This is a genomic window from Aequorivita sp. IT1282 (genome assembly GCF_058068205.1).
Genome location: NZ_JBYRHR010000002.1, coordinates 283,385 through 297,277, shown reverse-complemented (window position 1 = coordinate 297,277; position 13,893 = coordinate 283,385). Strand labels below are relative to the sequence as shown.

The following is a 13,893-nucleotide window of genomic DNA, read 5'->3' as shown; positions in this document are numbered from 1 at the left end:
AAAATAAGAAACGCCCCCGAAAATCGGAGGCGTTTCAAAATAATTTATTAAAACTTTTGGTTGAAAATTATTTCACTAATGAAATTTCAACACGACGGTTTTGTTGTCTTCCAGCTGCAGTATTGTTTGTTGCAATTGGTCTAACTTCACCAAAACCTTTAGAAGTCAATCTTGAACCATCCATACCAATTGTGGTCAAGTAATCTCTTACAGAAGAGGCTCTTTCGTGAGACAATTTCTCGTTGTAAGAATCACTACCTCGGCTATCAGTATGTCCTTCAATTAAGAAGCTAGCGTTAGGATATTCTTTCATTATGTCTGCAATACTTTGAAGTGCAGAATAAGATTCTTTTCTGATAGATGCTTTGTCATAATCAAATAAGATAGTTTTAGAGTAATCGTTCAATTGCTTGATGATTTCTACAGAAACTTCAGGACAACCTTTGTTTGCTACAGTACCAGCAACATCTGGACACTGATCATCTTTGTCAAGAACACCGTCACCGTCTCTGTCTTTGTAAGGACAACCGTTGTTAGCTTTAGGACCAGCTTCGTTAGGACAAGCATCGTCTTTATCAGCGATACCATCACCGTCAGCATCAGGACATCCGTTAAGAGCAGCTAAACCAGCTACAGTAGGACATTCATCCTGTGGATCAGCGATACCATCACCGTCAGTATCAGGACAACCGTTGAATTCAGCTAAACCAGGAGTGTTAGGACAAGCATCATTTCTATCTTCAATACCGTCACCGTCAGTGTCAGGACATCCGTTAAATTCAGCTAAACCAGGAGTTTCTGGACATTCGTCATCTTTATCATATATACCATCACCGTCAGTATCTTTTCCTCCAAATTGGAAAACAACACCAGCTGAATGCTGGAAGTGAGTGATTCCGTAAGAATCCTCGAAAGAATGCTTATAAGTAGATTGTAAGTTAAGAGCTAGGTATTCGTTGAACCAGAACTTAACACCAGCAATTGCATTACCAGTACCAAATCCTATATCATCAACCCAAGTATAACCCCCACCGATACCGATAGAAGGATCAAACCAGCTGCTGTTTAATGCATTTTTGAAGCTGTATTTAACTTCACCATCTGCACTGTAGTAGCTAAGATCGTCTGCAGGAAGATCACCTAATCTGTCGATTTGGTTGATAGAACCTGCTGCAGTGAATACAAAACCGCTTCCAATATATCTACTGATAGCAAGTCTTGAAACCGATGGAAGAATGTTCCAGTGGTCATTTGCATTAAAATACTCGTCAAAGATATCCCCTTTAGCACCTGCTGGGATACGTACTTGGTCTTCGTTGAGACCAGCTGGATAAACGTCAACAGCGTTTACACCAATCTCAACAGCCCAAGGATTGTTTTCGTCTTGCGCGTTCGCTACCCCGATTCCCATAAATAGGACAGCAGCAACTAATAATCTGGTAAGATGTTTCATATTCGATTGTTTAATTTTTAAGTGTTAATTAAGAGCAAAAGTAAGTTGTTAAATTTTATAAACAAAAGCAAATCTAATAAAATTTTCCTAAAATCGGTGCTATTGATACGTAAATAAAGGATTTAGACGGCAATAACGTTTAATTCTTTTCCCACCTTAATAAAGGCGCGGATTGCTTTGTCTAAATGCTCCTTATTATGCGCCGCAGAAAGCTGCACGCGTATTCTTGCTTTGTCTTTTGGAACAACTGGAAAGAAGAACCCAATTACGTAAATTCCTTCTTCCAATAATTTGTCTGCCATTTGTTGTGAAAGCTTTGCATCATATAGCATTACGGGCACAATTGCCGAATCGCCATCAATAATATCAAAACCAGCTTCTTTCATCCCTTTTTTGAAATATGCAGTGTTTTCTGCAAGCTTATCTCTTAATGAAGTATTGTTTGAAAGCATTTCAAAAACCTTGATTGATGCACCAACAATTGCAGGCGCCAACGAGTTTGAAAACAAATAAGGTCGAGAGCGCTGGCGAAGCATTTCAATAACTTCCTTATTACCGGTAGTGTAACCACCCATAGCACCACCAAGTGCCTTTCCTAGCGTTCCTGTAATTATATCAACACGACCCATTACACCTTTTTCTTCTAAGGTGCCACGACCTGTTTCGCCTATAAAACCTGTTGCGTGACATTCGTCAATCATTACCAAAGCGTCGTATTTATCTGCCAAATCGCAGATTTTATCAAGCGGAGCTACTAAACCATCCATGGAAAATACCCCGTCTGTAACTATAAGTTTAAAACGAGCTCCGTTTTCATTTGCAGCAATAAGTTGCTTTTCTAAATCTTCCATATTACTATTTTCATAGCGATAACGCGCAGCTTTGCACAAGCGTACACCGTCAATAATAGAAGCGTGATTTAGTGAATCTGAAATTATAGCATCCTCTGCGCCAAGCAGTGGTTCAAAAACACCACCATTTGCGTCAAAACAAGCGGCATATAATATAGTGTCTTCAGTGCCGTAAAAATCGGCTATTTTTTGCTCCAATTCTTTATGAATATCCTGTGTTCCACAAATAAACCGAACAGAAGACATCCCGAAACCGTGCGTATCCATTGCATCTTTGGCAGCTTGAATAACTTCTTTATTAGCCGAAAGCCCTAAATAGTTATTCGCACAGAAGTTTACAACCTTTTGGCCAGTAGAAATCGTGATTTCAGCATCTTGGGGCGAAGTTATAATTCGCTCTCTTTTGTAGAGTCCATTCTCCTTTATTTCTTCAAGTTCTTTCTGAAGGTGTTCTTTAATTTTTCCGTACATTTTCTCTGATTTTTAAAGTTCAAAATTAAACTTTATTTATTAAAATTTCATCCTCGTTACTATATATAAGTATTTTTTCGGAGACCGAAAAACCCATTTCACGTAGCGCATTCGCATAATCTATTAGTTGTTCATTGTGCCAAATACTTGAACTTCCTGTTTTGTAATCAATTATAACGGCCGCATTTTTTTCGTCGATGTTTATTCTGTCGGGCCGTAAAACCAAACCATCTTTTGTAATTATATTTCGTTCGTTATAAACTTTATCTTTTCCGTCAAACAGTTTTTCTAAATTGGGATGTTGTATAATTTGATAAACCGTTTTCTGTAAGCTCTCAAATTCTTCCTTCGGAATTATTGCGCGCTCCTCCAATTCCATCAAAATCTTTTTTGCATCCGCTTCCGAGTAAATTTGAGCCATGGTTTCGTGGAGCAGATTTCCCGCCGAAATAGCAGCGGCAGTATCTTCTTCCAAATAAATTTCTTGGGAAGAAACTATTTTCAAACCGTGTGCTTTTGGGCTACTTGAAAGGTAAAGTGGCTCCATCTGCACAACAACTTTTTTTACTTTTGAAATTTTCTCCAAATCATTTCCGAATTCATATAGCATTTGATCGGCATTCCACATTCCCTTTTGTTTCAAAAATTCCATAAAAAGCTGGTTGTAACTTGAAGGAATTCCATCTTTAGATTCTTTGGGCATTTCGGAAAAAACATAGAGTTTTTCAACCGCCCGAGTTAACGTAACGTAGAGCAGATTTATGTTGTCTAACTCTAACTGACTTCTATGTTCATTATACATTTTTTCACCAATTTCGCTATAATTTGCAATTTCAGTTTTGTAATTTATTTGTGCTTCTATAAAGTTGAAATCATCATTTTCCAACGGATACCACAGTTTGTCAAACTTTCCATCATACAATTGAATATCGGCAAACGGAAAAATTACTACTGGAAACTCAAGTCCTTTTGCTTTGTGAATTGTCATTAATTGTACAGCGTTGGTTCCTTCGCTGGCAGGAATTGAAGCGCTTTCTCTTTTTGTTTCCCAGTGGTCTAAAAACGAAATTTTATCTGCTTGCGGTTTTTGTTCAAATTCATAAACCAAATCCATAAATCCGAAAAGATATGCGTCCGCCACCTCAGCAATTTTAAATTTTTCGATGCAGTATTCAAAGGCTTCATAAAGCGAAACGGAACGCATTTCGGCAAAGGCGAAATCAATTTTATATTCGGTTAAATTTTTAGTAAAATGTTCTTCTGAAATATTCAGAAATTTTGCGAAAAAAGTATGTTTTTCTTCTGAAATATTTAGGTGGTCGTGCAGTAAATCCAGTAGGTGAATTTTGGCTTCATCATTTTTTGGAAACAAACACACTTGCAGCGCAAAAACCAAAATTTGCACCAAAGGCGAAGATTGTAACAATAATGTTTCCGATGAAATAACTGAAACGCCCTGCGCCATCAAAAAGGAACCGAGCGCAATTCCGTCTGCCTTCCGCCGTGTTAAAATACAAATATCACTTTCTTCAAAACCTTTACTCTTTGCGCTGCGGATAGCATCCCAAACAAGGTTTGAATACGCGTCATCCTTTTCAGATTTCTTTTGTTTTTCAATGAATTCAAATTTTACAAAACCGTCCTTTTTGTCGTTGCAATTTTGATTGTTGCCTTCGAGATACAATTTTCCGTGGCCCGCATTAGCAAAATAAGTAGAAGTAAAAGTGAAAAATTCGTTATTGAAATTTACAATTTCGGCACAACTGCGATAATTAGTGGCTAATGGATAAACTTCTTTTTCGCGCTGAAACGGATTGGCATTTTCATAAAGATCCATAAACTGTTCAGGTAATCCGCCACGCCAACGATATATTGATTGTTTGGCATCGCCTACCAATAAAAGGCTGCCGGAGCTTGGCTCTATTTGTTGCGACAACGCGTTATCAATCAGCGGAATCAAATTTTCCCACTGTAATTTTGAAGTATCTTGAAATTCGTCAATAAAAAAGTGGCGGTATTTTTCGCCCAATCGTTCGTAAATAAATGGTGCCGGCTGATTTTTTATTTCTTTATTAATAAGCGAATTAAATTCTGAAATAGGTAACACATTTTTTTCTGCCTTTATCGTTTCAATTTCTTGATTTACAAGGTTTATTACCGAAAGTGGAGTTATGTTTTTTAGGATTGAATCGTACAGGGTGTAATTGTTTACTTTTTCCTTTATTTCAATATAATTGGAAAGAAGTTTTGGAACCAAACTACTTATTGAATCTACGATAAAAGCGGCTTCCTTTACTTTATAAAGTCCTTTTTCTGTTTCGAGGTTTTCTTGAAGTTTATTGCCATAAGCATCATAGTTTCCCGCTTTTAATTTTAAAAAATGATTTGGCAATGTGCTTCTCGTAAAATCGGAATGCTCCAAACCGCTTTCTTCAATAAGTTGAAGTGTTTCCGAAGCGATCGATTCTATTTCTTCGGAAAATCGCTTCTTTTTTGAAACCAATTGTTTTTTGAATTGTAAAAAATCGTCCAAAGTTTTCTGTTTCAAAATTGAAACATGATCCGCGTCATTTTCGTCATAAAGCAATTTTGCCGCACTGGCAATATCTCTCGAAATATCCCACGATTTGTCGTCGTCCGTTTTTTCTAAAGCAAAATCGAGCAACACTTTTGTGATTTCTTTATTTTCACCAGCTTTACTCAGTAATAAATCTACGGCCTCGGCCAGAAGTTCGTTTGTTTCGAGAGTAACTTCAAAATTGGTTGCCAATTTTAAATCTCGCGCAAAAGTGCGAATAAGCCTATGATTGAATCTATCAATAGTTTCGACGCTAAATGCCGCATAATTATGAAGTAGATTTTTTAGAATTTTTCGAGAGCGGATTTGTATTTCTTCAATACTCGTATTAGTTTCTTCAGCAATTTTAAGCATCATTGGCAAAGGCGCTACCACACTTTTTTCATTGCTGAAATTTACTAGCGTTTCTACGATACGCTGTTTCATTTCGGCCACCGCTTTATTAGTAAACGTGATGGCCAACAGATGTTTAAAATAATCATCGTTTGTTGAAGAGAGAATTTGTTTTAGATATTCCTTTACCAGGGTAAAAGTTTTCCCGCTTCCAGCTGCGGCGTTATAAATTGAAAAGGAGGATTTTTTTTCCAAGGAAGTAACTTTTTGCACTAAAATACTGCTTTTATGTCTTTGAAATCAAATTAATCTATACCTATATAGAAATCTTATAAATCCTATAACACATTTAAGGTAAGAGAATGCTTAAATTTGGGTAAAATTAGTAGTAACCAATAAAAAACGATATAATTATGTCTTTCGAATTACCAAAATTACCGTACGCATTTGATGCTTTAGAACCAAACATTGATGCCAAAACGATGGAAATACATCACGACAAGCACCACCAAGGATATACCGATAAATTGAACGATGCCATTCAAGGCACCGATATGGAAGGTAAAACCATTGAAAATATATTGATTAATTTAGATATGGAAAATAAGGCCGTTCGCAACAATGGCGGAGGGTATTATAACCACAGTCTATTCTGGACAGTAATGTCTCCAAATGGCGGGGGTAAACCTACAGGTAATATTGCGAAAGCCATTGATGATTCCTTCGGAAGCTTTGAGGCTTTTCAAGAAAAATTCTCTAATGCTGCTAAAACTCAATTCGGCTCTGGATGGGCTTGGCTTTGCGTGCATGAAGGCGGAAAGTTAGAAGTTTGTTCTACGCCAAATCAAGATAACCCGTTAATGCCAGGAGTAGGATGCGGCGGAACACCAATATTAGGATTGGATGTTTGGGAACACGCATACTATTTAAAATATCAAAACAAACGCCCAGATTATGTTGGTGCATTTTGGAATGTAATTAACTGGGAAGAAGTAACTTCTAATTATGCCAAGAATAAATAGGGCATAAATAAACAATTTTAATAAAATCCGCAGCCAATTTTAGGGCTGCGGATTTTTTTTTGTCAGAGTTTTTGATGAATCCCTTCTAAAGATGAAACTAACAAACACAAGTTTTAAATGGAAGGAAACGACTCGTTATAACGGATATTGAAAAATAATAAAACTAACTACTCTATACTCCGCTGAGTTATGAAGAAATGAGTCGTTCAATTGAAAAGGATACAAACAAAAGTTTTAAATGGAAGGAAACGACTCGTTATAATGGGTATTGAAAAATAATGGAAATTGATGCCCTATACTCCATTGAGTTTGGAAAAGTGAAGTCGTTCAATTTAAAATGAAACAAACAAAAGTTTTAAGCTGAGGGAAACGGCTCGCTATAACAGGTATTGAAATATAATAGATATAGTTGCTCGCCACCCCGTTGAGTTTTGGGCATAAAAAAAGACAAACAAGAGTTTGTCTTTTTTTGCCCCAAATCTACCATGAACTTAACCTACTTATGCTAATGGTATGCCCAAATATATAACATTATGTAACTCAAAAATACGGTTTTAGATGAATTGCTTGTTTATTCGTTGAAAAGCTAAATTGGTTTCATTTTGATACTAAAGCTAACATTTTAGTTAAAATTTTAACATATTGGATGGTAGCCCAAAATAAATTATAAATGTCGAAGTTTTTATAAATCAATAACAAAAGCATACAACCAAAGAGAAGGATGAAACCTAACAAAAGCAGGCCTTAGCTGCAGGAAAAAGGAAACGGCTCGTAACAAAATGTGCAACACAAAAAGAAAACGTGACTGTGCTCGCCACCCCGAAAGATTTGGAAAAATGAAAAAAGGCAGGCTTTCACTACAGGAAAGAGAAAACGGCTCGCAACAAAATGTGCAACACAAAAAGAAAACGTGACGGTGTTCGCCACCCCGAAAGATTTGGAAAAATGAAAAAAGGCAGGCTTTCGCTACAGGAAAATGGAAACGGCTCGCAACAAAATGTACAACACAAAAAGAAAAGGTGACGGTGCTCGCCACCCCGAAAGATTTGGAAAAATGAAAAAAGGCAGGCTTTCGCCTACCTTTTTTGCCCCAAATCTTACCATAGACCTAACCTACTTACGTCTTATGGTAAGCGTAAATATAATTCAAGTTTTGACTATAAAGTATTGTCAATCAAGATATTCGATTAAGTGATGTAGAATCTCGTTAAACGGTTTTCGGACTGTTAAAATTTTAAAAATTAATAGGCACGATCTGGGTTACCTTCATAGAAATTTATGTAAGCCCGATTCACAACCCTGTTGCCTCCCGCTGTAGGATAATTACCTGTAAAATACCAATCTCCAAGATTTTTTGGACAGGCTTTATGCAAGTCATCTACTGATTGAAAGATAAGTTTTACCTTGGATTTTATATTTTCATCACTAATTATTTCAGCTATTTTATCAGAAATTTCCTGATCTTCAAAAGGTGCATATAATTTTTTAACATGATTTATTACTGAAGTATCTTCCATTGCAACCTGTTCTTTACATTGATGGTATATTTCTTCAACAACGTTATAAGTTCCGCGATCTTTGTGTAATTCCAATGCTGCTTGAAAAGCAACTAAATGCTCAAGACGTGCCATATCGATTCCATAACAATCGGGGTAACGAATTTGTGGTGCCGAAGAAACTACTACAATCTGCTTTGGCTCCAGCCTATCGAGCATTTTCAAAATACTCTTTTTTAATGTAGTTCCACGTACTATGCTGTCATCAATAATAACCAGATTATCCTCGGGCTTCACAACACCGTAAGTAACGTCGTAAACGTGTGCAACCAAATCGTCTCGACTACTATCGTCGGTAATAAAGGTTCTTAGTTTAACGTCTTTAATTGCTATTTTTTCGGTTCTAATTTTATGTGTTTGTATTTTATGAAGTCGCTCTACCGTTAAGCTGTCCTTTTCATTCAGAATTGCTTCATTTTTCTGCTTGTTCAGCTCATCTTGAGCTGCTTCCAGCATTCCATAAAAGGAAGTTTCGGCAGTATTCGGAATAAAAGAAAAAACAGAATTCTCGGTGTCGAAATCTATTGCCTTCAACACTTTAGGCATTACCAATCTTCCTAACATTTTACGCTCTTGATAAATCTCGGCATCACTTCCGCGAGAAAAATAAATACGTTCAAAAGAACAAGATCTTCGCTCCAAAGGCGCTAGTATCTCAGAGAGTTTAACCTTACCGTTTTTCTCTATTATTATGGCATTACCCGGCTCAAGCTCTTTTACTTCTTCAAAAGGCACATTAAACACAGTTTGGATTGCAGGTCTTTCGGACGCTACAACAACAACTTCATCATCCTGATAATAATATGCAGGGCGAATTCCCGCAGGATCGCGCAATACAAATGCATCTCCGTGGCCCAAAAGTCCAGCCATTGCGTAACCGCCGTCCCAATCTGCTGCAGATCTCCGAAGAATTTTCGCAACGTTTAGGTTCTTGGCTATATAGGGAGAAGCTTCTTGTTTATTCAACCCTTTGGCTTTTGCTTTTTTATAAAGTTTGCGAACTGCATCATCTAAAAAGTGACCTATTTTTTCCATTACTGTAACGGTATCGGCCTTTTCTTTTGGATGCATTCCGAGTTTTATGAGGTTATCAAAAAGCTCGTTAGTATTCGTCATATTGAAATTTCCCGCAATAATCAAGTTGCGGTGCATCCAATTATTCTGACGTAGGAAAGGATGAACGTTTTCTACACTATTTATTCCGAAGGTACCATAACGCACATGACCCAGAAATAATTCACCTATATAAGGAATGTTCTTTTTTTGCGCAGCAACATCATCTTTATATTCTGGATGTTCAGAAAATTCTAGATTTATTCGCTCATTTATTTGTGCAAATATATCCTGAATAGGTTGCGCTGCATTGGATCGAACTCTGCTTATGTAGCGCTCGCCAGGATTTACGTCTAATTTAATACTTGCAAAACCAGCCCCGTCTTGACCACGGTTGTGCTGCTTTTCCATCATTAAATACATTTTGTTTACACCGTAGAAAGCTGTTCCGTATTTTTCCTTGTAATACTCCAAAGGTTTTAACAGTCTTACCAGTGCAATTCCACATTCGTGTTTTAACGCGTCGCTCATTTTAGAAGATAATATTTATGATTAAAAGTTATTAGTTTGCTCGTACGCTCCCATTCTAACTTTAAATTAAAATTACAAAAAACGCCCTGAATTTTCAGGGCGCGTATTTAGGTTAATTTGATATCAAATTGTGTTAAGCTTTTAAATTGCTGAATACGCTCGTGCACTTCCTTTTTTGTGAGGTTTAGCAATCTTTCTGGTCCAAACTTTTCCACACAGAATGAAGCCAGCGCGGAGCCGTTTATAATAGCATTCTTCATATTCTCATAACTATAATCGCCAGTTTTTGCTAAGTATCCAGTAAATCCACCTGCAAATGTATCGCCAGCTCCAGTAGGGTCAAAAACTTCGCGCAATGGCATTGCGGGAGCAAAAAACACATCGTCATCACCAAAAAGCAACGCGCCGTGCTCACCTTTTTTAATCACCACGTATTTTGGCCCCATCTCCATAATTTTGTTCGCTGCTTTTACTAGTGAATATTCACCGGAAAGTTGTCTTGCCTCCTCATCGTTTATAGTAATTACATCTACTTTGGCAATAACTTGCATCAGTTCATTTAAAGCGCTGTCCATCCAGAAATTCATGGTGTCCAGTACAATTAATTTTGGTGAATTCATTTGCTCAATCACTCCTAATTGGACGAGTGGATGTAGATTTCCTAACATTACCACTTCAGCATCGCGATACTCATTTGGAACTTGTGGATTGAAATCTGCGAGTACATTTAAATCTGTGATTAAAGTGTCTCGAGTATTCATATCGTTATGATATTTTCCGCTCCAAAAGAAGGTTTTTCCATCTTCAACAACTTCAAGTCCGGTAAGATCCATACCTTTTGCTTCAAGCATTTTAAGATCTTCCTTCGGAAAGTCACCACCAACAATAGAGACAATTGCACCTTCAACATTAAATTGTGAAGCTGCTAAGCCTATATAGGTAGCGGCACCACCAAGAATTTTATCGGTTTTCCCGAAAGGGGTTTCAATAGCGTCAAAGGCAACAGTGCCAACGATAACGAGTTTGCTCATAAAGGGTTTTTGAAATGAGGTGCAAATTTAAGGAATTTAATGATAATAGAATTGCCTTTTAACAGCTTTCAAAAAAATAAGGCACAGTTCTTACTTCCTGCCAAAATCTGCAGGAATTTCGCCCCAAGCTTTGGTTTCCCATTTTACGATTTTAGTTTCGTATTTGTTGGTTTTAAGCCAAGTTTCGGCTCTTTCAACCAATTCAAAAAGTGTTTTGTTTTTTGCGGATTGCTTCAGTTTTGTGTTGCATTTTTTCTTCTTCACCCAGCCCGTTGCAATGCGCGAATCTGTATAAAGAATTCGGTCGCTTCCTTTTTTTTGAAGAAAAGCCAAACCGTGTACTAGCGCCAAAAACTCCCCAATATTGTTTGTACCCTGCTGAAAAGGGCCTTGATGGAAAAGTTGTTTGTGCGTTTGCGTATCCACTCCACGATATTCCATAATCCCGGGATTGCCGCTAGAAGCTGCATCTACAGCAATAGAATAAAGGTTAGGTTCCCCAATTCTTAAAAGCTGTTCTTTTGAAATTGTTTTCTTTACAGTCTTCCCTTTATAATCTGCAAAGCTCTTACTGTATGCAGTTTTAGCTTCTGCAAAGGTCTCGAAGCTTTTGTATTGAGCCCCTTTTACACCATCTATTGAACGCTTACATTCTTTCCAACTTTTAAAAATACCGGCAGGATTGCCAAACCAAACCACATAAAATTTTTGCTTTTTACCCATTGCGAAGTATTTCTTCAATTATTTTTGGAAACCACTCATATTCCAAGTTGTGAATTTTTTCAGCGACCGTTTCTGGAGTTTCTGTTGTCGAAAGGGTCACTGTTTTCTGTGAAATAATTGCGCCTTCATCATAATTTTCGTTCACATAATGAATTGTAATTCCTGTTTCAACGTCTTTATTTTGCACCACAGCTTCGTGCACAAAGTTGCCATACATTCCCTTTCCACCATATTTCGGAAGCAGTGCCGGATGAATATTAATCACCTTATTCGGGAATTTTTTTAGAATAATGTCGGGAAATTTCAGCAGAAAACCAGCCAAAACAATTAAATCTGGGGTCGTTTCATTTAAAATTTTCAAGACTCCTTCTTCAGAAAAAAGCTCTTCTTTTGTAAAAAACATTGCCTTTACTTTAAGCTTATTGGAGCGCTCTAACACTTTGGCACTCTTCTTGTTTGAAAGAACCAGAACGACCTCGGCAAACTGGGTTCGTTGAAAGTATTTAATAATGTTCTCGGTATTGGTACCGCTACCCGACGCAAAAATTACAATCCGCTTCTTCATTCCCGTTTCCAAAAGTTTTTCTCGAAGTTAAATATTATTAAATAAAACAACAAAAGTACGGCAATAGGGTTTTACTTCGCCTAAATTTGTTTAAATTGGTTAGTCAAAATTTGTTGCGCAGTGTGAAAGTAAAAATCATCTTGTTCACATTTTCAACATTAAATGGTGTTTTCAATTAAAATATTTTATTTTTGCCACTTATAATTAAATTTAAAAATCAAGAATTATGTCAGACATTGCATCACGAGTAAAAGCGATTATCGTAGACAAATTAGGTGTAGACGAAAACGAAGTTGTAAACGAAGCTAGCTTCACTAACGACTTAGGAGCGGACTCCTTGGATACTGTAGAGCTTATAATGGAATTTGAAAAAGAATTTGATATCCAGATTCCAGACGACCAAGCAGAAAATATCGCTACAGTAGGTCAAGCAATTTCCTATATAGAAGCAGCAAAATAACAATTCTTCTATGGAATTAAAGCGAGTTGTAGTTACAGGCCTTGGTGCCCTTACCCCTATTGGTAACAATATTCAAGAATATTGGGATGCGCTAATTAGTGGGAAAAGTGGCTGTGGGCCCATAACATATTTTGATGCTGAAAAGTTCAAAACTAAATTCGCTTGCGAATTGAAGAATTTCAACGCAGAAGATCATTTTGATAGAAAAGAAGCCCGAAAGCTAGATCGATTTGCCCAATACGCCCTCGTTTCTTCAGACGAAGCTATTATAGACGCAGGAATTAACCTTGATGAGGTTGATAAATTCCGCGTTGGTGTTATTTGGGGAGCCGGAATAGGCGGGTTGGAAACTTTTCAAAATGAAGTAATAAACTTTGCACAAGGGGATGGAACACCACGTTTCAACCCCTTCTTTATTCCTAAAATGATTGCGGACATTGCGCCCGGAAACATTTCTATTAAGCACGGTTTTATGGGGCCAAACTATACTACGGTATCGGCCTGTGCCTCCTCTGCTAATGCAATGATTGACGCACTAAACTACATTCGTTTGGGCCATTGCGACGTTATTGTTACAGGCGGAAGCGAAGCAGCAGTAACTATGGCAGGAATGGGTGGTTTTAACGCCATGCACGCCTTGTCTACCCGCAACGATAGCCCAGAAACTGCCTCGCGTCCATTTGATGCGACACGCGATGGATTTGTTTTAGGTGAAGGTGCTGGAGCATTAATACTAGAGGAATACGAACACGCTAAAAAACGTGGCGCAAAGATTTATGCCGAAGTGGTTGGCGGTGGTATGAGCAGCGATGCTTACCATATGACGGCCCCACACCCAGACGGTATTGGCGTGGAACGTGTTATGATTAACACACTGCGCGATGCTAATATGAGTTCAGATGAAGTGGATACTATAAATACCCACGGAACCTCAACACCACTTGGCGACGTTGCAGAATTGAAAGCTATTGTAAAAGTTTTTGGCAAACACGCTAAAGACATCAATATTAATTCAACAAAATCTATGACTGGGCACCTGTTAGGCGCTGCAGGTGCTATTGAAGCAATTGCCTCTATTTTAGCAATGAAACACGGGATTGTTCCACCTACCATTAACCATACAACGGTAGATGAAAACATTGATCCATCCTTAAATCTTACTCTTAATAAAGCTCAAAAACGCGACATTAAAGTTGCAATGAGCAATACATTTGGGTTTGGTGGGCACAATGCATGCGTGCTCTTTAAAAAACTTGATGCCTAAAA

The 13,893-nt window shown here is 37.6% G+C and carries 10 protein-coding genes; 3 read left to right on the top strand and 7 right to left on the bottom strand.

Annotated elements, in window-relative coordinates; genetic code table 11:
* Positions 1-67: 67 nt before the first annotated feature.
* The 3 genes from AC3RVG_RS05185 to AC3RVG_RS05175 form a co-directional block, all read right to left on the bottom strand.
* Positions 68-1,453 carry an OmpA family protein gene (locus AC3RVG_RS05185; protein WP_489690380.1) on the bottom strand — a complete coding sequence of 462 codons (1,386 nt, stop codon included), beginning with the start codon at positions 1,451-1,453 and terminating at the stop codon, positions 68-70.
* Positions 1,454-1,575: 122 nt separating this feature from the next.
* Positions 1,576-2,775 carry a glycine C-acetyltransferase gene (kbl, locus tag AC3RVG_RS05180; RefSeq protein WP_489690379.1) on the bottom strand — a complete coding sequence of 400 codons (1,200 nt, stop codon included), beginning with the start codon at positions 2,773-2,775 and terminating at the stop codon, positions 1,576-1,578.
* 25 nt (positions 2,776-2,800) lie between these two features.
* Positions 2,801-5,941 (bottom strand): UvrD-helicase domain-containing protein, encoded by a 3,141-nt coding sequence (locus AC3RVG_RS05175; RefSeq protein ID WP_489690378.1) that lies wholly within the window; start codon positions 5,939-5,941, stop codon positions 2,801-2,803.
* Positions 5,942-6,099: 158 nt separating this feature from the next.
* Here AC3RVG_RS05175 and AC3RVG_RS05170 point away from each other — a divergent pair, with 158 nt between their 5' ends.
* Positions 6,100-6,708 (top strand): superoxide dismutase, encoded by a 609-nt coding sequence (locus tag AC3RVG_RS05170; protein ID WP_489690377.1) that lies wholly within the window; start codon positions 6,100-6,102, stop codon positions 6,706-6,708.
* A gap of 1,241 nt (positions 6,709-7,949) precedes the next feature.
* Here AC3RVG_RS05170 and AC3RVG_RS05165 read toward each other — a convergent pair.
* The 4 genes from AC3RVG_RS05165 to purN form a co-directional block, all read right to left on the bottom strand.
* The gene (locus tag AC3RVG_RS05165; protein ID WP_489690376.1) at positions 7,950-9,848 is read right to left on the bottom strand and encodes an amidophosphoribosyltransferase; all 1,899 of its coding nucleotides are present in this window, start codon (positions 9,846-9,848) and stop codon (positions 7,950-7,952) included.
* Positions 9,849-9,955: 107 nt separating this feature from the next.
* Positions 9,956-10,879, bottom strand: a complete 924-nt coding sequence (locus AC3RVG_RS05160; RefSeq protein WP_489690375.1) for a PfkB family carbohydrate kinase — start codon at positions 10,877-10,879, stop codon at positions 9,956-9,958.
* Positions 10,880-10,969: 90 nt separating this feature from the next.
* Positions 10,970-11,602: a ribonuclease H1 domain-containing protein gene (locus tag AC3RVG_RS05155; RefSeq protein WP_489690707.1), complete on the bottom strand. Its 633-nt coding sequence runs from the start codon at positions 11,600-11,602 to the stop codon at positions 10,970-10,972.
* Positions 11,595-12,167 (bottom strand): phosphoribosylglycinamide formyltransferase, encoded by a 573-nt coding sequence (gene purN / locus AC3RVG_RS05150; RefSeq protein WP_489690374.1) that lies wholly within the window; start codon positions 12,165-12,167, stop codon positions 11,595-11,597. Before purN ends, AC3RVG_RS05155 begins: the two co-directional genes overlap by 8 nt.
* Before the next feature lie 226 nt (positions 12,168-12,393).
* On the opposite strand from purN, the gene AC3RVG_RS05145 reads away from it, so the two are divergent.
* Positions 12,394-12,627 (top strand): acyl carrier protein, encoded by a 234-nt coding sequence (locus tag AC3RVG_RS05145; RefSeq protein ID WP_014781833.1) that lies wholly within the window; start codon positions 12,394-12,396, stop codon positions 12,625-12,627.
* A gap of 10 nt (positions 12,628-12,637) precedes the next feature.
* Positions 12,638-13,891: a beta-ketoacyl-ACP synthase II gene (gene fabF / locus AC3RVG_RS05140; protein WP_489690373.1), complete on the top strand. Its 1,254-nt coding sequence runs from the start codon at positions 12,638-12,640 to the stop codon at positions 13,889-13,891.
* The last annotated feature ends 2 nt before the right edge of the window (positions 13,892-13,893 follow it).